We start from the raw sequence: 24901 nt of genomic DNA, 5'->3' as shown, positions 1-24901 counted from the left end.
CGCCACACGATGGCCGTCCAGGTATTAGAATGCCTGCCTGGACAACCTGATAGCGGCCGCCCCGCGGCCGGCACCGACATGAGCACTGCCGCACCGATCTTCAACGACCCGTCCCACCTTGCCGGCGCCTTGCGCAACGATGGCTATGCCGTGCTGCGCCCGCAGGACGTGGCGGCCCTGGCCGGCTGCACCCTGGCTGAGCTGCGTGCGCTGGAACCGAGCTGGGACGACCTCGCGCTCGACAACTACCTGAAGGATGGCGGGCGCTACCGCCGCCGGCGCCACTCCTGCTTCGTGCAGGACGGCGGTACGCTGGCGCAAACGCCGCACCGCGCGCACTGGCAGCCGGTCGAATACAACGCCCTGCATGGCGGCATGCACCGCCTGTTCGAGCCGGTCGAGCCGGCGATTGCCGCGCAAGCGGCCTGGCACCAGCTGATCGTGGCGCTGGGCGACATCTGTTCGCAAGTGAAGGGCGCGCAACCGTGGTTCATCGAGGCGCACCAGTTCCGCATCGACACCACCGACGGCATCGGCCGCCCGACGCCGGAAGGCGCGCACCGCGACGGCGTCGATTTCGTCGCCGTGCTGCTGATTGGCCGCGAGTCGATCAAGGGCGGCGAGACGCGCATCTTCGAAGCGGATGGTCCCAATGGCAAGCGCTTTACCCTGACCGAGCCGTGGTCGCTGCTGCTGCTCGACGACGCGGCCGTCATTCACGAGTCGACGCCGATCCAGCCCATCGGCACGGCCGGCCACCGCGACACGCTGGTGCTGACCTACCGTGCCGGGCAATTCCAGGGCGAAAACTAACAGACTGTCACGGCCTGCGCGGACGGCCGAAATAGTTACCCTGAAGTTACTTTGAAGTTACTTTTAATGGGCTAAATCCGATATAGTCACAGCATGTCTATACTGGGCGCCGACCGCGCCCGGCATTCAAATACCATGAAGCGAGGAGAGGTCCGTGGACTCCAATAACCAGATCAAGCCCGACGAAATCGAAATCCTGATCGTCGAAGACAGCCCGACCCAGGCCGAGCGCTTGCGCCGCCTGATCCAGTCACTGCACTACAACGCGCGCGTGGCCGCCAACGGCCAGCTGGCCCTGGCCGCCATCCGCGAGCGCAAGCCGCACCTGGTGCTGTCCGATATCGTCATGCCGGAAATGAATGGCTACGACCTGTGCCGCGCCATCAAGGCCGACCCGACCCTGCGCGACATCCCGGTGATCCTGGTCACCTCGCTCAACGACCCGAAGGACATCATCCGCGGCATCGAATGCGGCGCCGACAATTTCATCCGCAAGCCGTACGCGGAAGACTATCTGCTCAACCGCATCAGCCACATGCTGATGAACCAGAAGCTGCGCAAGAACCAGAACGTCGAGATCGGCATCGCGCTGTACCTGGGCGACCAGAAGCATTTCATCAATGCCGAGCGCCAGCAGATCCTCGACCTCCTGATCTCGACCTATGAACAGGCGGTGCAGGTCAATGGCGAGCTGCAGGCGCGCGAGCGCCAGGTGATCGAGCTGAACATGCGCCTGGCCCACCACGCGGCCGAGCTGGAAACGACCAACCGCGAAATCGCCCTGAAGAACCTGGAGCTGGCCGAAGCGAGCCGCATGAAATCGGCCTTTATCGCCAATATGTCGCACGAGCTGCGCACGCCGCTGAACGCCATCATCGGCTTTACGGGCGCGCTGCTGATGAAACTGCCAGGGCCGCTGACGGCCGACCAGGACAAGCAGCTGACCACCATCCGCGCCAGCGCGCGCCATCTGCTGTCCCTGATCAACGACATCCTCGACGTGGCCAAGATCGAGGCGGGCAAGCTGACCCTGTCGATCGAGCCCGTGCCCTGCCACGACCTGATCGCCGAAGTGGCCGAAACCTTGCGCCCGCTGGCGCAGCAAAAAGGCCTGCTGCTGGAAGTGGACGCGGGCGAGCAAAAGGTGGTGATTGACACCGACCGCCGCGCGCTGACGCAAATCCTGATCAACCTGCTCAACAACGCCATCAAGTTTACGGAACAGGGCAGCGTGCGCATCAGCCTGGCCCGGCGCGAGGAAGACGGCGCACTCGTGACCGAAATGAGCATTACCGACAGCGGCGCCGGCATCAAGGAAGAAGACCAGGCCAAACTGTTCCAGGCCTTCTCGCAGCTCGATTCGACCTCCACCCGCCACGTGGAGGGCGCGGGCCTGGGCCTGTACCTGTGCCAGAACCTGGCCAACGCCATCGGCGGCGCCCTGTTCTTCAACAGCGACTACGGACAAGGGAGCACTTTTACACTGGCCCTGCGTAGCTGATGACGGCTATGTGTGCAACGCAATATAAGCGTTTGGATAATATGATCAAACCGTCACCGTAGTTCTACGGTATTGCACTGCACCATTTTTAGCGCTATAGTGTACTTGTCTCCTCCAAGTCGTTCTCCGAACATTTGGATTCAGCCCGCGATTCAACCCGCGGGCTTTTTTTTGCCTGGAATTTCGTAAGTGAATCAAACGATTAAGTTATATCATTTGTTTTAGTTATGTGATTTAATTCCAGGCATGAAAAAACCTTCACACCCGCCGGCACCGCCAGCCACTGCCAGCGACGAGCCGGCGTGCCAGCCTGGCTGGCGCAATCTGTTCGGCCACTGCGTGGCGCGCAAGCCGCGCTCCGATGGCGAACAGTCGCGCGAGCGGCTGCTGCGCAGCGCCATCCGCCTGTTTGCCGAACAAGGCTATGCCCGAACCTCCACGCGCGAGCTGGCGCAGGCGGCCGGCGCCAATGCGGCCGCCATCAGTTATTATTTTGGCGACAAGGCCGGCCTGTACCGCGCCGCCTTTGCCGAGCAGTCGAGCGACCCGCACAGCAATATCGCGCTGTTCGACCAGCCTCACTTCACCTTGCGCCAGAGCCTGCAGGGCTTCTATGCGCAGATGCTCGCGCCCATGCAGCAGGGCGACATGGCGCGCGACGCCATGCGCCTGTGGTGCCGCGAAATGCTCGAGCCCACCGGCCTGTGGGCGCGCGAGATCGACCAGAATATCCGCCCCGAGCACGACGCCTTTGTGCGGGTGCTGGCGCGCCACCTGGGCGCCGACGCCGACAGCGACGACATGCACCGGCTGGCCTTTTCGATCGCCTCGCTGGCACTGCAGCATATGGTGGGCGCCGAAGTCATCCAGACGCTGCGCCCGCAGTTGATGGCCACGCCGCAGGCCGCCGAGACCTGGCTGGGGCGCATGGTCGACTATGCGCTGGCGATGGCCGAAGTCGAGCGCGCCCGCCTGCATCCCATTCCCTCCGATTCATCCACCGATACCGCAAAAGGACCAGCATGAGAAAGTCTGAATACGCCCTGGCCGCCAGCATGCTGCTGGCGCTGGCAGGTTGCGCCGTGCAGGGGCCGCCACGCAGCGTGGCGGCGAGCGCCCCCGCCAACTGGATTGCCCCGCTGCCGCACAACGGCAATGTGGTCGACCTGGCCAGCTGGTGGCAACAGCAGGGCGACGCCCTGCTGGTCGAGCTGATCACCGACGCCCAGCAAGTGAGCCCGACGATTGCCACGGCCCGCACCCGCATCCTGCAGTCGCGCGCCGACCGCGTCGCCAGCGGCGCGGCGCTGGGTCCCGTGCTGGACGCCACCGGCAGCGTGGTGCGCACCAGCCAGCAGTCAGCCCAGCCGGGCGGCACCACCTCGCAGGCGGCGCTGCAGGCGTCATGGGAAATCGACGTGTTCGGCGCCAACCGCGCCACGCGCGACGCCGCCTCAGCGCGCCTGGACAGCGCGCAAGCCGGCTGGCACGACGCGCGCGTGTCGGTGGCGGCCGAAGTGGCGAACCAGTACTACAGCCTGCGCGCCTGCCGCGCATTGCAAAACGTGGCCGAACAGGACGCCGCCTCGCGCAGCGATACTTCGCGCCTGACGCAATTGAGCGCCGACGCCGGCTTCCAGGCGCCGGCCAATGCCGCGCTGGCGAGGGCCAGCGCCGCCGAAGGCGCCAGCCGCGCCATCGAACAGCGCGCCGCCTGCGACGTGGGCGTGCAGGCGCTGGTGGCCCTGTCAGCCATGCCGGAAGAGACCTTGCGCGCCAGGCTGGCCGCCGCGCCGCTGGTCACGCCCGCCCCGGTGGCCATCGGCAATCTGCCGGCGCAAACCCTGGCCCAGCGGCCCGACGTCTTCAGCGCCGAGCGCGAAGTGGCGGCCGCCAGCTTTGAAGTCAGTGGCGCGAAAGCCCAGCGCTACCCGCGTCTGAGCCTGGCCGGATCGATTGGCAAGGGCAATATCCGCGCCGGCGGCGAAAGCATCACCGGCAGCACCTGGAGCATCGGACCGCTGGCCGTCAGCCTGCCGATCTTCGACGGCGGGCGCCGCCGCGCCCAGGTCGACGCGGCCGTGGCGCGCTATGACGAAGCCGTGGTCAAGTATCGCGCCGGCGTGCGCCAGGCCGTGCGCGAAGTGGAGGAAGCGCTGCTGAACCTGCAAAGCACGGACGCGCGCAGCAGCCACGCGCAGACGGCTTTGGCCGGCTACCGCGTCTCGTTCGTGGCGACCGAAGACCGCTACAAGAACGGCCTGGCCAGCCTGATCGAACTGGAGGACGCGCGCCGCACGCGCCTGGCCGCCGAAAACACCGTGGTCACGCTGCAGCGCGACCGCAGCAGCGCCTGGGTGGCGCTGTACCGCGCCGCCGGCGGCGGCTGGAACGCCAGCCAGTACGCCACGCAGAACACCACCGCACCCTGATATTGCGCCCCCCTTTTGACGGACCAGAACATGAAAACACTGACATTCAAACCGATTACCGTGGCCATCGCGGCCTGTTGCGTGCTGGCCGGCGCCGGCGTGGCGCTGTACGCTCCCTCTTCCACCGCCGCCGATGAAAAAGATAAAAGCGCCGTGCAAAAGCCGGCCCTGACCGTCACCACGGCCAGGCCGCAAACGAGCAGGCTGCCGATCAAGCTGTCCGCCAACGGCAACGTGGCCGCCTGGCAGGAAGCCATTATCGGCAGCGAATCGAACGGCCTGCGCCTGACCGACGTGCGCGTCAATGTGGGCGACGTGGTGCGCGCCGGCCAGGTGCTGGCCGTGTTCTCGAACGACACCGTCAACGCCGACGTGGCGCAGACCAGGGCGGCGGTGCTGGAAGCGGAAGCGAATGCCGCCGAAGCGTCGGCCAACGCGGCGCGCGCCCGCTCGCTGCAAACCACGGGCGCCATCAGCGCCCAGCAGATCAGCCAGTACCTGACGGCCGAACAAACGGCCAACGCCCGCATCGCCTCAGCCAAGGCGCAGCTGGCGGCGCAGCAGCTGCGCCTGAAATACACGCAGGTGCTCGCGCCCGACAGCGGCGTGATCTCGTCGCGCTCGGCCACCGTCGGCTCGGTGGTGGGCGCCGGCACGGAACTGTTCCGCATGATCCGCCAGGGCCGACTGGAATGGCGCGCCGAAGTGACTGCGGCCGAACTGCTCAATCTGAAACCGGGTACTTTGGCCGAAGTGAAGGCCGCCAATGGCAGCGTATTGACCGGCAAGGTACGCATGATCGCGCCGACGGTCGACCCGCAGACGCGCTCGGCGCTGGTGTATGTGGACCTGCCGGCAAGCAGCCAAGGCAATGCACCGTTCAAGGCCGGCATGTATGCCAGCGGCGCGTTTGAACTGGGCACTTCGGGCGCGCTCACCGTACCGCAGCAGGCGATCGCCGTGCGCGACGGCTTCAGCTATGTGTTCCGCCTGAACCGCGACCAGCGCGTCAGCCAGATCAAGGTGCAAGCAGGCCGCCGCCTGGCGGACAGCATCGAGATCGTCTCGGGCATCACGGCCGACACCACCATCGTCGTCAATGGCGCCGGCTTCCTCAATGATGGTGACCTGGTGCGCAATGTTGTACAGCCGGTTCCGGCATCTGCGAAGAAATAAGGAAAATCATGAATTTTTCCTCCCTGTCGATCAAGAATCCGATCCCGGCCATCATGCTGTTCGCGCTGCTGACCCTGGCCGGGCTGCTGGCCTATAAAGCCAATCCGGTGCAGGATTTCCCGGATATCGAACTGCCCATCGTCACCGTCAGCGCCTCGCTGCCGGGCGCCGCGCCGGCCCAGCTGGAAACCGAAGTGGCGCGCAAGATCGAAGACTCGGTCGCCACCCTGCAAGGCGTCAAGAACATCTATACCAAGGTGCTCGACGGCGTGGCCACGGTGACCGTCGAATTCATCCTGGAAAAGCAGATCGCCGAAGCCGTCAACGACGTGCGCGATGCGGTGGCGCGCGTCAAGGCCGACATGCCGGCCGAACTGCGCGACCCGACCGTCACGAAGGCCTCCACAGCCGGCCGGGTGGTGCTGACCTTTATCGCCTCGCCCAAGGCCGGCGTCGACAACCCGCTCGATGCGCCCGACCTGTCCTGGTATGTCGACAACACGGTCGCCAAGCGACTGCTGACAGTACCCGGCGTGGGCGCCGTCACGCGCCTGGGCGGCGTGTACCGCGAAATCCAGGTGGAACTCGACGACGCGCGCATGGCGGCCCTGAAAGTGTCGGCGCTGGACGTGTCGCGCCAGTTGCGCCTGGTGCAGCGCGAGGCGCCCGGTGGACGCGGCGACGTCAGCGGCGCCGAGCAGTCGGTGCGCACCATCGCCACCGTGAAAACGGCGGAAGAACTGTCACGCGTCGATATTCCGCTGCCGGACGGGCGCCATGTGCGCCTCGACCAGGTGGCGAACGTGCGCGACACCATCGCCGAACCGCGCGCGCTGGCCGAGCAGGATGGCAAGCGGGTGGTGGCCTTCGAAGTGTTCCGCACCAAGGGCGCCAGCGAAGTGGCGGTGGCCAATGGCGCGCGCGCAGCGGTGGCGGACCTGCAGAAGGAAAACCCCAGCATCGTGATCCAGCAGTCGATCGACAATGCCTTCCCGGTCGAGGAAAACTTCGACGGCTCGATGGAGCTGCTGTACGAAGGCGCGCTGCTGGCAGTGCTGGTGGTGTGGTGGTTCCTGCGCGACTGGCGCGCCACCCTGGTGGCCGCGGCCGCCCTGCCGCTGTCGGTGATGCCGGCTTTTCTGGGCATCTACTGGTTCGGCTATACGCTCAATACGGTGACCCTGCTGTCGCTGGCGCTGGTGGTCGGCGTGCTGGTCGACGACGCCATCGTGGAAATCGAAAACATCTCGCGCCATCTGCGCATGGGCAAGTCGCCGATGGAGGCGGCGATGGAAGCGGCCGATGAAATCGGCATGGCGGTGATCGCCACCACCTTTGCGCTGGTGGCCGTGTTCCTGCCGACGGCCTTCATGAGCGGTATTCCCGGCCTGTTCTTCAAGCAGTTCGGCTGGACCGCCGTGCTGGCGGTGCTGGCCTCGCTGGTGGTGGCGCGGCTCCTGACGCCGATGATGGCGGCGTACATTTTGAAGCCGCTGGCGCACAAGGAAGAACAGGACGGCTGGCTGATGACGCGCTACCTCAATACCATGCGCTGGTGCCTGAATCATCGCGGCATCACGGCGCTCGCCTCGATGGTGTTCTTTGCCGGCTCGATCGCGCTGGTGCCGCTGCTGCCGACCGGCTTCGTGCCGGCCGCCGACCGCGCGCAGACGCAGATCAACCTGGAACTGCCGCCCGGCTCCACCCTGGCCGAAACCCAGGCCGTGGCGGCCCAGGCGCGCAACGCGGCCATGCAGGTGCCCGGCATCAAGGGCGTGTTCAGTTCCATCGGTGGCGGCTCCAGCGGCGACGCGTTCGCGCCGGGCGCCGCGGCCGAAGCGCGCCGCGCCGTGCTGACATTGACCACTGTGCACCGCACCGACCGCAAGGAATCGATGGCCGGGCTGGAGTCGCAGTTGCGCGGCAAGCTCGATAATATTCCCGGCGCGCGCTTTACGGTGGGGCCACCCGACACCGGCGTCAAGATGCAGCTGGTGCTGCGTTCGGAAGACCCGGTCGCGCTGATGGCGGCCGCGCAAAAAGTCGAGCGCGAACTGCGCGGCCTGCACGGCATCGGCAATGTGAACTCCAGCGCCTCGCTGGTGCGCCCGGAAATCATCGTGCGGCCCGACTTTGCCAAGGCGGCGGACCTGGGCGTGACCGCGGCATCGATCGGCGAAACGGTGCGCGTGGCCACGGCCGGCGACTACGACACCGATTTGACGAAGATGAACCTGCCCGAACGCCAGGTGCCGATCCGCGTCAAGCTGCCCAACAGCGTGCGCGCCGACCTGGCCGCCATCGAACGCCTGACCGTGCCCGGCAAGAATGGCCCGGTGCGGCTGGCGAACGTGGCCACGGTGACCATGGAAAGCGGCCCGGCCCAGATCGACCGCCTGAACCGCAGCCGCAACGTGACCCTGGACGTGGAACTCGGTTCGCGCACGCTCGGTGAGCTGAACGAGGAAGCGCGCGCGCTGCCGTCGATGAAGAACCTGCCCGCGTCCGTGAAGATCGCCGAACTGGGAGACGCGCAGGAGATGGCGTCCCTGTTCGCCAGCTTCGGCCTGGCCATGCTGATCGGCGTGCTGTGCATCTATTGCGTGCTGGTGCTGCTGTTCAAGGACTTCATGCAGCCGGTGACGATTTTGGCGGCGCTGCCGCTGTCGATCGGCGGCGCCTTCGTGGCCTTGCTCATCACCGGCAGCGCGCTGTCGATGCCGTCGATGATCGGCCTGATCATGCTGATGGGGATCGTCACCAAGAACTCGATCCTGCTGGTCGACTATGCGATCCTGGCGCGCGAGGCGGGCATGGACCGTTTCGACGCCCTGGTCGACGCCTGCCACAAGCGTAGCCGGCCTATCCTGATGACGACGATCGCCATGGGCGCCGGCATGATGCCGCTGGCGCTGGGCTGGGGCGCCGACCCCAGTTTCCGTTCGCCGATGGCGATCACGGTGATCGGCGGCCTGATCACCTCGACGCTTTTGAGTCTGCTGGTGGTGCCGGCCGTGTTCACCTATATCGACGACCTGGAACATTTGCTCAAGCGTGTCAGGGACAAGCTGCGCCGCCACCCGGCGCCAGCGATGGAAGGCAAGGTGGCGCTCGACAAGCACTGATCGACACCACGCAAGTCAAGCAAAGCGATGGCCAGGCCCCGAGCCTGCGCCATCGCTTTTGTCTATCTGGCATACTGCGCCCATTGACCATTACGCAATCGGCACTTTCATGAACCACTCCATTCCACTGGCCCTGCTTCTCGGCTGCTCCCTGCTCGGCGCCTGCTCGGACAAGGCCGCCCCCGTTCCCGCACAGGCAAGCGCCATCACCCCGCCAGCGCCCGCCGTGCCGCAAGCGGCGACGGAAACCGCGCCTGCCGCCGACGGACCGGTCGCCGCAAAAAACGACGAGATGAAAACGCCTGAAGCGCGCGCGCGCGACAGCAAACTGGAAGCGGCCATGATGCTGGCCATCTTCGGCAAGAACTACCGTCCCGACAGCGACGATGCGCTGGCCGACCTGCCGGACCCGGACAGCAAGGAAGCCAAGGCCGACAAGCTCAGTTACGTGGTCAGCGCCGTCAGCCACAAGCTGCTGCCCGATGGCCGCGCCATCCTGGTCGCCAACGCGGAAACGGCCAACACGGAAGGCACGGCCGAATCGGCCCACGCCTCGCCCGGCCTGCTCAATGTGTTCTACCTGGCGCCCAAGGGCAAGCCCGGCGACGAGTCCTGGCAAGTGGTGACGCGGCTGGAAAATATCGCCACCCTCGGTTCTTCCGGGCAGCTGGGCGACGTGCACTGGGTAAGCCTGGGCGCCGGCAAGCAGGGCCTGGCGATCCGCCACGGCTACACGGGCCAGGGCTATACCATCACCCAGCTGGCGCTGTTCGAGATAGGCGCCGGCAAGGTCACCGAACTCGATGGCGGCATCGACCTGCACTCCGACAACGAAGGCGCCTGCGGCCCCGAGACGGACAACTGCTGGCTGGTCGACGGCAACTGGCACTTCGCGGCCGCGCGCGACGGCGGCGCCTACGACGACCTGCTGATCGACTTCACGGGCGCCTCACGCAAGATCAAGCCCGGCGTGCAAGTGAAAGAAGACCAGGAGCCGCCGCGCCTGGTCACCCAGATGAACGGGCACGCGCGCTATGCGTTCGATGGCAAGAAGTACAAGCTGGTCGAGGGAAAAAATATCGTTCCGGAGGTGTAGGCAATTACCGCCAACAATGGTGTCGGGTTACGGCCGTTGGCCTGACCCGACCTACGATCGTGCGACGTGCGTAGGTCGAATCAGGTCCGCAGGACCGTAATCCGACATATGCCACGACAACATATCACTTCCGTGCAGCATCGAGCCGCGCCAGCAGCGGCGCATACATCTCGCGCGTATGGCGGTTCCAGCGCTGCATGGCGCCGTCGATGTCCTGGCACAGGCGCTCCGACAGGAGCGTGTCGCCCTGGCCCAGCGCCCAGATGGCGTATTCGGCGCGCGCTTCGAAGCTGCCATGGCGGGTCAGGGCGTCGTCGAATTCCGCCTTCGCTTCCGCCTGCCGTCCGCTTTGCGCCAGCGCGCGCGCCGTCAGCAAGGACACGATCTCTGGACGAAAATGGATGTCGCTGCGGCGAATGAATCCCAGGTGCGTCAACGCTTCGGCACCGCGCTCGCATTCCAGGTAGGCGCGCGCGGCGCCCATGCGAATTTCCAGGTCCGACGCAAACGCGCCCTGCAGGCAAGCCTCGTAGGTGCCGGCGGCCGCCTGCGGGTCGCCCGCTTCCAGCTGCGCGCTGGCCAGGCGCATCTGGTTTTGCGCCGTCGGCGTGTAGTCGTAGGCGGCGCGCGCCTCGCGCAGTTCGCGGTTCGGGTCCAGCACCTGCACCGCGACAGAAGCCACCTTGCGCGCGCCCTGCGGCAGGCGGGAATTGGGCAGGTAGATGGCGAAGAAATACACCACGCTGCCCAGCAGGGGGAAGATGAACAGTATGATCAGCCAGTAAAACGGCTGGCCGTTGCGCACCGCATGCACCGCAAAAAACAAGGCGACCAGAATATGCAAGCCTACGCCAAAAATCTCCATGCCCTTCTCTCTCCATTCATGTTCATGATGGCCGATGTTACACCGGCCAATGGCCTCTCGCCATACGCGCAGACTTAAGGCGCCGGCCGCCAGCCGCCGCCCATGGCGCGGTATAAATCCACCGAGGCGACCAGCATCCGCGTCTTCAGTTGCAGCAAGCCCACGTCGGCGCTGTACAGGCTGCGCTGGGCGTCCAGTTCTTCCAGGTAGGACGCATAGCCGTTGCGGTAGCGGTTGTGGGCGATGCGCAGCGTTTCGGCGGACGTGGCGCGGCGCGCGTCGTTTTCCACCGCCTGCTGGCGCAAGCGGTAGATGGCGCCCAGGCTGTTCTCGGTTTCGGCAAACGCATTCCTCACCACGTTTTCATAGGTGTAGGCCAGCTGGTCGCGCTGGGCGCCGGCGGCATCGGTCTGCGCCTGCACGCGCCCGCCGTCGAACAGCGGGCCGGCCGCCAGCGCCGTCAGTCGCCACAACGCTGTGGGTGCATGCAAAAAGTCGGTCAGGGTGGTGGCCTGGCCGCCGCCGGTGGCCGTCAGCTTGAAGGACGGCAGCAGCTGGTCGCGCGTGGCGGCCAGGCTGGCGTTGGCGGCCGTCAGGTTATGTTCGGCGCGCGCAATGTCCGGGCGGCGGCGCAGCAGTTCCGACGGCAGGCCGGCCGGCACCAAAGGCGGCGTCAACGCCTGCAACGGCAGGCCGCGCGCAATCGGACCGGGATTGCCGCCGACCAGCAGCGCCAGGGCGTTTTCCTGTTCGAAGATCTGGCGCTGCAGCTGCGGCACCAGTTCGGCCGCCGCATGGTATTCCGATTGTGCCTGCTGCCATTCCAGCTGCGAACTGTAGCCCACTTCGTACTGCTTGCGGGCCAGCTCGCGCGACTGCACGCGCAGTTCCAGGGTCGCTTGCGTCAGCGCCAGCTGGGCGTCCAGGCCCCGCAAATTCAGGTAGGCCGTGGCCACGCTGGCGGCGATCGACAGGGCCGCCGCATCGAGGCTGGCCTGCTCGGCGCGAAAGCTCTCGCCGGCCGCGTCGCTCAGTTTGCCCAGCCTTCCCCATACATCGATCTCATAGCTGGCCTGCAGCTCGGCCTGGAACACATTCGTCACATACGGCACGCCGTTCGAGGCCAGGGTGCGGGTGCGCGTCGGCGAGCCGTCGAACGACAGCGTGGGCGCGTGGTTGGCGCCGGCCTGCGCCAGGCGCGCACGGTATTCCTCGACGCGGGCGCGCGCCACGCGCAGGTCGCCATTATGGGCCAGCGCGGTGGCCACCAGATTGCTCAGTACCGGGTCGCCAAACGCCTGCCACCACAGCTGCTCGACCTGGGCGCCGCCCACGCCGGCGGCCTGCGCGCGCCAGCCGGACGGCAGTTGCAAGCTTGATGCCGGCTGCGGCGGCGCCTTGGCGGCGCAGCCAGCCAGCGCCAAGGCCAGTGCCGCGACGATCAACAATGGACGATGCTTCATGGCTTGGCCTTCTTCGGCGGTGGTGGCGGCGCCGGGTTTTCCGCCGAATCATTGAGCACGGCCGAGGTATCGACGCTGACTACCACCGACATGCCCGGCACCAGCCGGCGCGCGTTCGCCTGGCCCGCGTCGATGCGGATGCGCACGGGAATGCGCTGGGCAATCTTGAGGTAGTTGCCGGTGGCGTTATCGGCCGGCAGCACGGAAAACTCGGAGCCGGTGGCCGGCGAGATGCGCTCGACCTGGCCGGTCAGCACGGCGCCATCGAGCGCGTCGACGTGGAACGTGGCGCTCTGCCCTTCCTGCACGCCGTTCATTTGCGTTTCCTTGAAGTTGGCGATCACCCACAGCTGGCGCGGCACCACGGCCATCAGCTGCGAGCCGGAATTGACGAACGCGCCCTGGCGCACCGTCACCTGGCCCAGCTGGCCGTCGGACGGCGCGATGATGCGCGTGTTGTCGAGATCGATCTTCGCCGCCTTGACGGCCGCTTCGGCATTGGCCACCGCGGCAGCCAGCGCCTGCTTGTTGACCACCACCGACTGCACGCTTTGCTGCGCAATATCGACATTGGCCCTGGCCTGCGCCAGCGCCGCCGCCATCTGCGCCTGGGTCGCGCGCGACTGGTCGAATTCGCGCTGCGACAGCGAGCCGTCGGCCACCAGTTGTTCGACGCGATTGAGGTCGGCCGCCGATTTCCTTGCCTGCGCTTCGGCGTTGGCCAGCGCGGCGCGGCTGACCGCGATGCCGGCCTCGGAACTGGCGCGCTGCTGCGCCCAGTTCGACAGCGCCGCCTCCTGCGCGGCCAGCTGGGCCAGCGCCTGCTCGTGGCGCTGCTGGTAAATGCGGTCGTCGATGCGCACCAGCAGCTGGCCCGCCTTCACATCCATGAAATCCTGTACATTGACTTCCACCACATAGCCGGACAGCTGCGTGCCGATCACCGTCACCTGGCCGCGCACGGTGGCGTTTTCGGTGGTCACGATGGGGCTGGTAAACGGCGGCAAGCGCCAGGCGTACAGCACGATCAGCACGCCCACCACGGCGACAAAGGCAAAGGCGATGGTCGACAGCCACTGCAAGCGGCGTTCAGGCTGCGGCGCGGTGGCCGGAGCGGCTGGAGCGGGCGTGGCCGCTGGCGCAGGGGCAGGCGTCGATACGGGCGGCGGATTCTTATTTTCTGTCATTGCTCGGTTCCGAATTGGTAATGGGGACGATGGACATGGCGGTCTGCGCGTCGCGCACGGGGCCGACCAGGCGCCGCGCGCCGCTGGTGATGGTGGTCCAGCACTGGCTGATCAACATCCACAGCAAGGTCACGATGGCCACCACGGCGATCATCAAAAAGACATCGTTATAGGCCAGCACATTGGCTTCGCGCGTGGCGGCCGCGCCCAGGCGCGCCACGCCGGCGGCGCTGCGCAGCACCGGGTCGGTCAGCACGCTGCCATAGGCGTTGGCGCCCGACTGCACGCGCGCGGCCACGTTGGGGTCGAGCATGGTCAGGTGCTCGACCAGGTAGCTGGAATGGTATTTTTCGCGCGCCGTCTGGATGGTGCCGACGATGGCCGACCCCAGCAGGCCACCGATATTCTGCGTCATGGTAAACATCACCGAAAAGCTGACCAGGTTGCGCGGCTCGGCGATCACGGCGCCCATGCCGGCTACCATGGTGGGGCCGAGAAAATAAGTGCCGCCAAACGCCAGCAGGAACTGGCTCACGTACATGTTGACCGGGCGCGTCTGGCTGGTGGCATGCGCGTCGATCAGCGCGCCGGCCGCGATCAGCAGCAGCGCGAACATCAGCGAGCGGTGGATGGTGGCCGGGTTGATGGTGATGGCGCTGACCAGCAAACCGGCCACGCTGCCCAGCAACACCACCACGAACAGGTTCTGCATCTGGTCGGTATTGAGGCCCAGCGCCTGCAAAAAGCCCACCGCGCCGGTCGACTCGGACAGCACGATGCGAAACAGCAGCACGGATAAAAACAGCTTGGCGATCTTGCCGGTCGATAGCCAGCGCGTATTGAGCAGCGGGCGCGTGCGGTTATGCTCGATCGCCAGCGCCGCCGTGATCAGCACGATGGACGCGGCCAGGCACACACCCACCCATTCGGACTCCATCCACCATGCCGTACGGCCCTGCGCCAGCACCGCGCACAGCAGCGCCACGCCCGGTGCAAATAAAATAAAGGTGAGGAAGTCGAGCGGCTCGAAGGTCTGCATGCGGTCGCCCGGCGGCAGTTTCAGGGCCAGCACGCAGCCCAGCGCCAGCAGGCACAGGCCCAGCTCGAACAGATACAGGCCGTGCCACTCGCCCAGTTCCAGCAGTTCGGAGGTAAAGATGCGCGCCAGCGGCAGCGCCAGCTGGGCAAAACCGAGGCCCAGCACCACGCCTTTGAGCCGGTGTTTGGCGGGAAAAGCCTGCAAGGTGTAATACAGGCCCAGCACGCCCAGCGCGCCGCCCACCATGCCATGCGCGGCGCGCACGGCGATCGCCGACGACAGGGTGTTCGCATACAAATGGGCAAAGGTGACCAGCGCATACAGGATCAAAAATGCTTCCGTAAACAGGCGCAGGCCGAACTGCTGGCGAAATTTCACCAGCAGCAGATTCATGGACACAATCGTCATCACGTAAGCAGCCGGCAACCACTGCATCTGGTAGGCGTAGGCGCCCAGCGAGCCTTGCAGGTTGAGGATATTGGCCGTCACCAGGCCATTGCCCAGGCCGCCCGTCAGCGCCACGATCAGGCCGACGATAAAGTACGCGACGCGCTTCGGCGTCGAGTGCTCGGGCGTCGATGGCGAACCGGGCAAGTTCGGGCGTTCTCCCGGATTCCAGGTTCTTGGTGTGTACTTGTCCATGCGGCTGTCGTGATCGTGTTTGCTGGTGCGGTTCATTCGTGCCTGAAGGCACCAACCGCTACAGTCAGCAGCATATCACCGCGGGGAATTTTTATTGTTTATGTTGCAGAAAGATGGAAAGGCGTGCGGATTGCTGAGTAAAACTATGACGCAGCGGAGAACCAGGGTCAGGCGGGGACGCCGAGTCCCGTCGGGGGAATGCCTCCCAGTGGGAGGCATTCCGATTCCGAAGGAACTGACCCTGGCTTTACGCTAACTTAAACGCGCGGCGGATCCGTCTCGCGCGCATACGCACGCTGGCCGGCCAGCGCCTTCTTGAACGCCGCCACCGCCTTGGCATCGCCAGCGGCGGCGATGACGAGGGCCGGATCGGCACTGCCGTCCGGCAAGGTCAACGGCACGCCGGCCTTGTCGAGCAGGGTCTTGCCGGCGTCGATCACCAGCAGCGGCTTGCAGTGGCGGTATTGCAGGCGCACGAAGTCGAGCGCGTTGGCGTCCAGGCTCAGTTGCTGGGCCGCCGCTTCGCCATCGGGAATGACGACGCCGTCGAACAGCACCGCCGGCGCCGTTTCCAGCGTCACTTCGACGGCCAGCGGCGCACCGGCCTTGGTATCGACCTGGCCCAGGGCGCTGCCCACCAGGCGCGGCACGGCGCCGTCCGCCAGCAGCGAGGCGTAGATGGCGCGCACCTGCGCCGCGTCGCTGCCCGGCCCCACCAGGATGGCCACGCGTTTGGTGTGGATGCCGGTCTTGCCAAGACGGAAGGTCAGCGACAAGGACGGCGCCGGCGCGTAGTCCGGAATCGGCACCAGGTCCAGGGTCGGCATGGCCGGCGGCAAGGCCAGGCCCAGGCCATCGGCCACCTTCTGCGCCAGCGTTTCATCGACATTGCGCAGCATGGCGACGATGCGCTTGCGGATGGCCACGGTCTGCACCTTGCTCAGCTCGAAGCGGAAGGCGTTGGCGATATGGTCCTGCTCGGGCGGCGTCTGGCTGATGAAGAACAGGCGCGCCTGGCCATAATGCTCGGCGAATTTCTCGGGCTTGCCGCGCACCTTGTCGCCTTCGGTCGGCTGCGGGAAGCTGTTGAAGCCGCGGCTGCCGGCCTGGTACGGCGCGCCGCCGGCCAGCGAGTTCGGCTCGTAGGCCACGCGGCCACGGTTGATGGCCTGGCGGTGAATGCCGTCGCGCTGGTTGTTGTGCACGGGCGCAATGGCCGAGTTGATCGGGATCTCATGGAAATTGGCGCCACCGAGGCGGCTGATCTGCGTGTCCACATAGGAATGGATACGCCCTTGCAGCAGCGGATCGTTACTGAAATCTATGCCGGGCACGATGTGCGCGGTACAGAAGGCCACCTGCTCGGTCTCGGCAAAGAAATTGTCCGGGTTACGGTTGAGCACCATCTTGCCGACCGGCGTCAATGGAATCATTTCCTCGGGAATCAGCTTGGTCGGGTCCAGCACGTCGAATTCGAACGCGTCGGCCTGCTCTTCCGTGAAGACCTGGAACGCCAGTTCCCACTCGGGATATTCGCCGCATTCGATGGCTTCCCACAGGTCGCGGCGGTGGAAATCGGAGTCGGCGCCACTGATCTTGACGGCCTCGTCCCAGACCAGCGAATGCGTGCCGGCCGTGGGCGACCAGTGGAATTTACAGAACACGGACTGGCCTTCGGCATTGACCAGGCGGAAGGTATGCACGCCAAAGCCCTGCATGGTGCGGTAGCTGCGCGGAATCGCGCGGTCGGACATGGCCCACATCAGCATATGCGTAATTTCCGGCATCAGCGAGGCGAAATCCCAGAAGGTGTCATGCGCGCTGGCTGCCTGCGGAATGCCGTTGTGCGGCTCGGGCTTGACCGCATGCACCAGGTCGGGGAATTTCATCGCGTCCTGGATAAAGAAGACGGGAATATTGTTGCCGACCAGATCCCAGTTGCCTTCGTCCGTATAGAACTTGACGGCAAAGCCGCGCACGTCGCGCGCCGTATCGGTCGAACCGCGTTCGCCGGCCACGGTGGAAAAGCGCACGAACACGGGCGTGCGCTTGCCGGCCCTGGCAAACAGCGAGGCGCGCGTCAGGTCGCTTTGTTCCTTGTAGCATTCGAAGTAGCCGTGGGCGGCCGAACCGCGCGCATGCACGACGCGTTCGGGGATACGCTCATGATCAAAGTGCGTGAGCTTTTCGCGCAGGATGAAATCTTCCATCAGGGTATGGCCGCGCAACCCTGCTTTGAGCGAATTCTGGTTGTCGCCCACCGGCACGCCCTGGTTGGTGGTCAGCACGCGACCGCTGTCGTCGGCGCGCGCGCGGTCCAGCGGCGCGGTACCCGCATTGGCGCCCAGCGCAGGCTGGCCATCGCCGGTTTTCGGCGAGGCCGTGGTTTCGCCGGTGGTGCTGCCGGTGGCGGCCGGGTCGCTGGCGTCCACATGCACCCCTTCTTCCGGACTGCGCGCCGCCTCGCCATACTGGCCGGCGACATTCGGATTGTCGGGCATGGCGTCGGCCAGGGCCTGGCTGGCGGCCACCTTGCGCAGCAGGGTGTCGGCCGCGTCATTGCTGCTGCCCAGGCTTTGCGGCGGCGTCGTGTCGGACGGGCCGCCCGAGCTGCTCAAGACGGAACCTGCGCCATCGACCGATGGGGTGTTTTGTTTGGTAGCCATATATCTCCTGTGGGTATTAGATAAAAGCAAAAATAATGAACAAGGCCAACAGTTTCACTGCGTACAAATCCTGTATTCAAAAACAATGGGCGCCGGACCGGTACGCCGCTTGGGCAAACCGGGCCAGCGCCCACGGCAGACTGGTGTCTGACTGCGTCAGTTGTTATCTACGCCTTACTTGCGCGCACCGAGCAGTTTCGACAGGCCATAACCAGCTGCCAGGGCGACCAGCAGCGAAGTGGCGGGACGTTCGCGCACGTAGGTGCGGCCCGTTTCGCCGGCGCGCTGGCAAGCGGCGCTCCACTCTTTGCCGCGTTCCATCAATTTTTCCGATGCCGAGCTGACGGAATCGGTGACGGCATTGATTTTTTCGCCGACCTGGTCCACGCCGCTGTGTACGCTGGCAGCGACTTTGTCGACCACCGGCTGGGCTTTGTCAGCCGCTTTGTCGACGGCGGCATGCACGTCCTTGCGGGCATCCTGGGCGGTGTTGTTGATGTCGTTGGCGGCTTTGTCGATTGCGTTTGCGTTCATGATGGTTTCCTTTTCGTGATAAATAATCCCAACCATGCTCGATGCCTGACCGAATCATGATTTTCCTCGCCTCCAGTCAACCAGAGGCAACTAAACGCTGCCGGGCTGATGCGTATCAACGTCATCAGCAGCGAGCTGTTGTTGCTACATTAACGCCGTCCGCTAGCAATAACCGTGCGTTGTCTCACCTAGTGAGGCACAGGAAAATTTTGGAAGGAAATAATCAGGCTGTGCGTGTGCGGCGTTTGCGCCACCACCAGGCCAGCAGCGCCAGCACCGCAGCCGCCATGGCGAAGGCGCCGGCGGCCATCAGTTTCGGCAGTGGCGATGGCGGGCCACCGGCGCGCTGCCGCGCCACAAAGCCGGCATCGACCTTGCTGCGTTCGTCGCCAAACTGGCCCAGCATATAGTTGGCCAGCGTCGCCACTTGCGCGTCATCGAGCCGGCCGGCGAAGCCCGGCATAAAGGCGTGACCCTCGGCGGTCTTGCGGCTGACGCCCTGCAGGATCACCATCACCAGGTTGCTGGGGTCGCGCGCGCCGACGGCCGAGTTGTTCATCAGCGAAGGATACGTGCCGTCGCTGCTGCCGGCGCCGCTGGCCGCATGGCAGCTGGCGCAGTTGCCGCTGAACAATTCGGCGGCGCTGGAGGTGCTATTGCTGGTGCTGACAGCGGCTGCACCGCGCAGTTCGACCTCGTCGGTGGCAGGTTTGCCCATGGCAAAGCGCGGTTTGCTGTCCAGGCTGTCATGGATGGGCGGCACGCTGCGCAGGTAGCGCACCAGCGCCTTCAGATCGTCTTCACTCAGGTGGCGCAGGCTGTGTTCGATGGCTTCGGCCATGCCGCCGGCGGCCGAGGCCTTGCCCTTGACCACGCCCGTGCGCAGGTACTGCATCAGCTCGGCATCGGTCCAGGCGCCGATGCCGCTCATGGGATCGGGCGTGATGTTGTAGGCTTTCCAGCCCGCCACATTGGCGCCGCCGTAGGCCAGCTTTTTATCGAGGCCCATGGTGAGGTTGCGCGGCGTATGGCATTCCTGGCAGTGCGCCAGCGCTTCGGCCAGGTAGGCGCCCCGGCGCAGCACGGCATTGGCGGGGCTGTCATCCTGCTGCAGCTTGCCGGGCTGGAAGTTGAACAGTTTCCAGCCGGCCAGGATGGCGCGCTGGTTGAAGGGAAACGCCAGCGGATTGGGCGGCGTTTTCTGCGCGATCGGCGGCAGGCTGAACAGATAGGCCTTGATGGCCAGCACATCGTCGCGCGTCATCTTGCTGAAGGCCGTGTAGGGAAAGGCCGGGTACAGATGTTCGCCGTGCTTGCCGATGCCCTCGTGCAGGGCGCGCACGAACTCCTCGTCGCTCCAGTTGCCGATGCCGGTTTCCTTGTCCGGCGTGATGTTGGGGCCGTAGATGGTGCCGAACGGCGTGGCGATCGGGTAACCGCCCGCGAACGGCTTTTTTTCATCAACCGTATGGCAGGCGATGCAGTCGGCGGCGGTGGCCAGGTACTGGCCGCGCAGGATCTGGTCGGTGGCGCTGCCGGGGAGCGGCGCGGCGGGAGCGGCCTGCTGGGCATGGAGCGGACTGGCCAGCGCCAGCGCCAGCAGGGCGGCGGCCAGCTTCATGTCTGCCCCCGCAACCGGTCGGCCAGGCGCAGCGCCAGCGCGGCCAGGGTCAGGGTGCAATTGACGGTGCCGGCCGTCGGCATCACGGCGCTGCCGGCGATAAACAGATTCTCATGGTCATGCGTACGGCAGTCGGCGTCGACCACCGAGGTCTTCGGGTCCTTGCCCATGATCAAAGTGCCCATGATATGGTTGTTGGGCGCGAAATCGTCGTCAAAGTGCACTTCCGTGCCGCCGAACAATTGCGCGATGCGGGCATAGGCGGCGCGTGTATGGACCGCGCTCTTTTTCACGTAGTCGCCGATGGCATAGGTGATTTCCGGGCGGGCAATCCCGAGGCCATCCTTGTGCTGGCGGCTGGGCACGATGCGGTTGGCGGGATCGGGCAGGATGTCGTGGAAACTGTTGAAGTTGACGGTGCGCGCGGCGCGCCGGCGGATCTCGTCGTTGAGCTTCCTGCCCACCAGCCCCAGGCGCAGCGCCGTACGGGTGGCCGACCCCGTCTGCGCCATATTATTCAGGTGCAGCTTCTTGCCCGCATAGTCGCTGCGAAACGCGCCGTCGCGCATGTCGACAATGGAAGTCAGTTCCATCGGCCCGCGCCCCGGCCACAGGTCTTCATCGGCCTGGAACGTCACGCCCGTGCCCGGATGGTCCATCAGGTTGCGCCCCACCTGGCCCGAGCTGTTGCCCACCTCGGACATCAGCATCAGCTTGGGCGTCTCGATGCCATTGGCGGCCAGCACGAATTGCTTGCCGGTCACGCGGTGCGACACGCCTTGCGGGTCCTTGTAATGCACGGCCACCACCCGCTTGCCATCGAGTTCGATACGGTAGACGACGGCGTTGGCGATCAGCCGCGCGCCCGCCTTTTCCGCCTTTTCCACGTGGATGATGCCGCTGCACATGGCGGCGATCGGGCAGATCGGCATGCAGTTGTTGTTGCCGCAGCAGGACGGCCGCTGATCATACGCGCGGCTGTTGCGCGCCACCGGTTCCGGCACCACCTTGAAACCCCTGGCATTGAGCACCTCCGAAAAGCGCTGGTCCATGTACGACAGCGGCAAGTGATCCATCGGATACGGCTGCCGGCGCGGCGAGCCCAGGTCGGTGCCGTCGTTCGGCCCCGACACGCCCAGCTCCACCTCGGCGCGATAATAAAACGGTTCCAGCGCGTCGTAGCTGATGGGCCAGTCGCGCCCCACCCCGTACAGGGTTTGCATCCGGAAATCGTTCGGCAGGAAACGCCAGGTGGACGCCGCCCAATGCCAGGTGGTGCCGCCGACGGCGCGGATATATTGCGAGTTGTATTTGTGCGTGCCCTTGAAGATCAGGTAGTCGTTGGGCGGCGTGTACTGCGGGTGGGGCGCATGGCGGGTCGATGGATACGGCGCCATGAAGTCATCCTTGGCAGGCGTATTGCGGAAATTTTCGACGATGCGCCAGCGCTCGATGCACGGACCGGCCTCCAGTATCAGCACCGACACGCCGGCCTGCGCCAGCTGGTGCGCCACCAGCGCACCGGCCACGCCGGAACCGACGATGACGACCTCGGCAGAAAGCTTGTCCGTCATGCTCTTCCTTCCGTCAAACCCGGCGGCGCCGACCAGTAGCCTGGCGCCCGGGTGCAATAGCTGGGCGTGACCACGGTATCGCGCACCACCTCCTGCATCAGCGCCAGGTCGTAGGCGAGGACCTGGCCCGTGACATGGTCGCCGACAATGCCCAGGTACCAGGCGCTGACGATGGCGCGCAAGGTGGCGGACAGCGTGGTATCAGCCTTGACGGCCTCGGCCAGTGCCTCGGCCTCGGTGAGCGGCCCCTGGCGCGCCACATCGGCCAGGGCTTTGGTTTTAATCGGGAACCGGCCATCCTGGCGCAGCAGGGCCGCATGCAGGCGCGCGCCGACATGTTCGTCCAGGCGCAGGTCCGGGATCAGCAGTTTGGACAAGGCCAGGAATTCGGCCGGCGCCGGTGGCGGCCCCTTGGGGGCATCGGTGGTATTGGCGGCGGTCTTGTCGACGGCCCACGACCAGGGCGCCAGGCAGCTGACCGCCGCCAGGCTGGCGGCGCTGGCAAGCACAGTGCGCCGCATGGGAGAGTACGGTGTCGGCATGCATGGCCTTTCGCAGATTGGCGCCGCCCTGCCAAGACTGGGCGGCTGGCTGCTTTGACTATACCAGCATGCTCAAAAAACAAGGGCACGCTTGATTTACATCAAGCATGCTGTGCGCAGTTTAAAACTGCGCGCGCAAGGTCAGGGTAACATTGCGCGGCGCGCCGTACCAACCCTGATAGGCTCCCTGGTAGTAATGCTTGTCGAACAGATTGGCCACGTTCAGCGTGGCATGCCAGTGCGGCGACAGGCGGTAGCCGGCCATCGCGCTCCACACGGCGTAGCCGCTTTGCTGGCGCAGCACGGGGCCGACCGGCGCGTAGTCGTCGATGGTCGAGGTTTCCGACTGCAGCGACACGCCGCCGCCGACCTGCAGGCCGGCCAGCGCGCCTTGCGCCTGGTACGAGGTCCACAGGCGCAGCATATGGCGCGGATTGTAGTCGTGGCCGTAGGCCGCGCCTTCGTACCGGGTCGGCTTGCCGCTGGCGTCGCGGTTGATCACATATTTTGCGGTGGTATACGTGTAGCCGGCCGAGACCTGCAGGTGCTTCAGCACTTCGCCGCTCAGCTCGGCCTCGAAGCCTTCGCTCCTGACCTTGCCGCCATTGATCGAACAGCCGCCCGTGGCCGGCGTGCCCGGGCAACTGACCGGAAACTGCGGGTCGGTGGCGGCCAGGCCGTCCTGCACCGTACGGAACACGGCGGCCGACGCATTGAGCCGGCCGCCGAACAATTCGCCCTTCACGCCCGCTTCATGGTTGCTGCCGATGGCAGGCGCCAGCGGCTTGCCGCTGGCGGTATAGTTGCTGCTTTGCGGCTTGAAGATATCGGTGTAGCTGCCGTACAGCGACCATTCCTGGTTCAAGCTGTAGAGGGCGGCGACGAAGGGCGTCACTTCCTGGCTCTGCTTGTAGGCGCTGGTGACCTGGCCGCTGGTCTGGTTGACCTGCTTGTAATCGTACCAGCTGACCCTCCCGCCCAGTATCAGGCTCAGCGGCTCGGCCAGGCTCAGTTTCAGATTGCCGTACACGCCCTGCGTGGTGGTCAGGCTGTGGTAAAGCGGACCCCGGGCCGGACGCACGGGTTCGGCCACGCCGGCCAGATTGTAGCGATTGAAGTTGACGGGAAGCGCCGTGGCATAGGTCGCCCGTTCGTTGTGGCTGAGGGTCTTGTCGCGTTGCCAGTTGGCGCCCACCATCACGCTGTGCTGGCGGCCCAGCGCCGAAAACTTGCCCGTCACCTGGCCATCGAGACCGCTATTGCTGTAATCCACATCGCCATAGTCGACGGCGTTGAGCAGCATGCCCGTCAGCGTGGCAGGGACAACATAACCCAGCCGGCGCTGGGCCTTGTCCTGGCGCTCGCTGCGCATGTGGCTGGCGTTCAGCTTGAACTGCCAGTCATCGTTGAAACGATGCGACAACTCGGCAAAGACTTCGTTCGCCCTGGCGTCGAAACTGGTCCAGGACGGCCCCAGCGACGTGGAGCGCGGCAATTGCAGGTCGCTGCCGTCCGACGAACTTGGCAAGCCGCCGACCCAGCGTCCGCCATCCTGGTGATAGGCCTGGGTGCGCGCGCCCAGGGTCAGCATGCTGTCCTTGCCCAGGTCGGCCTCGATAATGCCGTACAGCAGCGGCACATCGATGTCGGTGCCCTCGATCCACGTTTCACGCCGCTCGTAGGCGGCCACCACGCGCCCGCGCAGCGAGCCGCTGTCATTCAGGGGGCCGGCCGCGTCCACGTCCAGCCGGTAATTGGACCAGCGGCCGGCGCGCGCCACGGCGTTGATCTGTTTTTCAGCCGTCGGGCGCTTGCGCACGAAGTTGACCGTGCCGCTGGGGTCGCCATTGCCGACCAGTACGCCGGGCGCGCCGCGCAGCACTTCCACGCGGTCGAAAATGGCCAGGTCGGGCGCGATGCCGATGCCGCCGTAGTCGCCGCGCGGCACGCCATCGACCTGGAAGTTACTGATCGAAAAACCGCGCGCATTGTAGACGACGTGGCCAAAATTGCGTTCCTGGGCGCTGACGCCGGTGGTCTGCAGCATCACGTCGGCCACCGACACCATGTTCTGGTCGTCCATGCGCTGGCGCGTGACCACCGTCACCGATTGCGGCGTTTCACGCAGCGACTGGGCCGTCTTGCCGATGGTGACCTGGCGCGCCGTATAGGAGCCGCTGTTTTCGGTGGCGGCGTCGGCACGGGCCGTGACCAGCACGGGTGCCATGGTCGCTTCCGGCGCGCCAGGACGCGGCGCGGGCACCACCGTCACGGCGCGGTGATCGGCGTCGATATTGGCCATCAGGCCGCTGCCGGCCAGCAGCCGGTCCAGTGCCTGGCGCAATGTCAATTTGCCGGAAACGGCGGGTGCCTGCCGGCCGGCCAGCAAGGCAGGCGCGGCCACCAGCGTCACGCCGGCCTTGCGCGCCACGTCGCCCAGCGCGCCCGCCAGTGGCTGGGCGGCGATCGCCAGTTCGATCACGGCCTCCTGGCCGGCAACTGCTTGCGCCAAGGCGTGGGGGGCGGCGCCCAGCGCCATGGCGATCGCCAGCGCCAGTGGCGCGAGGGTCGTGCGGGGTCGTGACAAGGGCATGAATTCTTCTCCAAAGGTAGTGGGTGGTGGCG

17 protein-coding genes are annotated in these 24901 nt (G+C 65.8%); 7 read left to right on the top strand and 10 right to left on the bottom strand.

Translation table 11 applies throughout. The annotated features are described in order from the left end of the window. Positions 1–78: 78 nt before the first annotated feature. From Q8L25_RS10220 to Q8L25_RS10190, 7 genes are all read left to right on the top strand, one after another. On the top strand, positions 79–813 hold the full coding sequence (locus tag Q8L25_RS10220) for a 2OG-Fe dioxygenase family protein (protein ID WP_308924719.1): 735 nt from the start codon (positions 79–81) through the stop codon (positions 811–813). 154 nt (positions 814–967) lie between these two features. Then, positions 968–2314, top strand: a complete 1347-nt coding sequence (locus Q8L25_RS10215; protein WP_308924718.1) for a response regulator — start codon at positions 968–970, stop codon at positions 2312–2314. A gap of 246 nt (positions 2315–2560) precedes the next feature. After that, positions 2561–3340 carry a CerR family C-terminal domain-containing protein gene (locus tag Q8L25_RS10210; RefSeq protein WP_308924717.1) on the top strand — a complete coding sequence of 260 codons (780 nt, stop codon included), beginning with the start codon at positions 2561–2563 and terminating at the stop codon, positions 3338–3340. Continuing rightward, complete coding sequence (locus Q8L25_RS10205; RefSeq protein ID WP_308924716.1) at positions 3337–4746, top strand: efflux transporter outer membrane subunit; 1410 nt, start codon at positions 3337–3339, stop codon at positions 4744–4746. Before Q8L25_RS10210 ends, Q8L25_RS10205 begins: the two co-directional genes overlap by 4 nt. A 30-nt stretch (positions 4747–4776) precedes the next feature. Continuing rightward, on the top strand, positions 4777–5922 hold the full coding sequence (locus Q8L25_RS10200) for an efflux RND transporter periplasmic adaptor subunit (RefSeq protein WP_308924715.1): 1146 nt from the start codon (positions 4777–4779) through the stop codon (positions 5920–5922). Between the two features lie 8 nt (positions 5923–5930). Further along, positions 5931–9047: an efflux RND transporter permease subunit gene (locus tag Q8L25_RS10195; protein ID WP_308924714.1), complete on the top strand. Its 3117-nt coding sequence runs from the start codon at positions 5931–5933 to the stop codon at positions 9045–9047. A 109-nt stretch (positions 9048–9156) separates the two neighbouring features. Next, a complete protein-coding gene (locus Q8L25_RS10190; RefSeq protein WP_308924713.1) occupies positions 9157–10143 on the top strand; it encodes a hypothetical protein in 987 nt (328 codons plus the stop codon). A gap of 124 nt (positions 10144–10267) precedes the next feature. Here the strand turns inward: Q8L25_RS10190 and Q8L25_RS10185 are convergent, their stop codons facing one another. The 10 genes from Q8L25_RS10185 to Q8L25_RS10140 form a co-directional block, all read right to left on the bottom strand. Continuing rightward, positions 10268–10987 carry a hypothetical protein gene (locus Q8L25_RS10185; RefSeq protein WP_308924712.1) on the bottom strand — a complete coding sequence of 240 codons (720 nt, stop codon included), beginning with the start codon at positions 10985–10987 and terminating at the stop codon, positions 10268–10270. Between the two features lie 95 nt (positions 10988–11082). Next, positions 11083–12471 carry an efflux transporter outer membrane subunit gene (locus tag Q8L25_RS10180; protein WP_308924711.1) on the bottom strand — a complete coding sequence of 463 codons (1389 nt, stop codon included), beginning with the start codon at positions 12469–12471 and terminating at the stop codon, positions 11083–11085. Then, on the bottom strand, positions 12468–13658 hold the full coding sequence (locus Q8L25_RS10175) for an HlyD family secretion protein (RefSeq protein ID WP_308924710.1): 1191 nt from the start codon (positions 13656–13658) through the stop codon (positions 12468–12470). The genes Q8L25_RS10180 and Q8L25_RS10175 overlap by 4 nt, the downstream gene beginning before the upstream one ends. Further along, positions 13645–15375 carry an MFS transporter gene (locus Q8L25_RS10170; protein WP_308924709.1) on the bottom strand — a complete coding sequence of 577 codons (1731 nt, stop codon included), beginning with the start codon at positions 15373–15375 and terminating at the stop codon, positions 13645–13647. Before Q8L25_RS10170 ends, Q8L25_RS10175 begins: the two co-directional genes overlap by 14 nt. 221 nt (positions 15376–15596) lie before the next feature. Continuing rightward, complete coding sequence (locus tag Q8L25_RS10165; protein WP_308924708.1) at positions 15597–18005, bottom strand: catalase; 2409 nt, start codon at positions 18003–18005, stop codon at positions 15597–15599. 174 nt (positions 18006–18179) lie between these two features. Continuing rightward, entirely contained in the window at positions 18180–18539 is a 360-nt protein-coding gene (locus Q8L25_RS10160) for a hypothetical protein (protein ID WP_308924707.1), read from the bottom strand. 223 nt (positions 18540–18762) lie between these two features. Continuing rightward, on the bottom strand, positions 18763–20160 hold the full coding sequence (locus Q8L25_RS10155; protein ID WP_308924706.1) for a cytochrome c: 1398 nt from the start codon (positions 20158–20160) through the stop codon (positions 18763–18765). Next, positions 20157–21734 carry a GMC family oxidoreductase gene (locus tag Q8L25_RS10150; protein ID WP_308924705.1) on the bottom strand — a complete coding sequence of 526 codons (1578 nt, stop codon included), beginning with the start codon at positions 21732–21734 and terminating at the stop codon, positions 20157–20159. Before Q8L25_RS10150 ends, Q8L25_RS10155 begins: the two co-directional genes overlap by 4 nt. After that, positions 21731–22276 carry a sugar dehydrogenase complex small subunit gene (locus tag Q8L25_RS10145; RefSeq protein WP_308924704.1) on the bottom strand — a complete coding sequence of 182 codons (546 nt, stop codon included), beginning with the start codon at positions 22274–22276 and terminating at the stop codon, positions 21731–21733. The genes Q8L25_RS10150 and Q8L25_RS10145 overlap by 4 nt, the downstream gene beginning before the upstream one ends. Positions 22277–22397: 121 nt before the next feature. Then, a complete protein-coding gene (locus Q8L25_RS10140) occupies positions 22398–24869 on the bottom strand; it encodes a TonB-dependent siderophore receptor (RefSeq protein WP_308924703.1) in 2472 nt (823 codons plus the stop codon). Between the last annotated feature and the right edge of the window lie 32 nt (positions 24870–24901).

Source organism: Janthinobacterium sp. J1-1, from assembly GCF_030944405.1.
Taxonomy (GTDB): domain Bacteria; phylum Pseudomonadota; class Gammaproteobacteria; order Burkholderiales; family Burkholderiaceae_D; genus Janthinobacterium.
The sequence above is the reverse complement of the archived record's forward strand: the minus strand, read 5'-3'. Positions and strand labels throughout refer to the sequence as shown.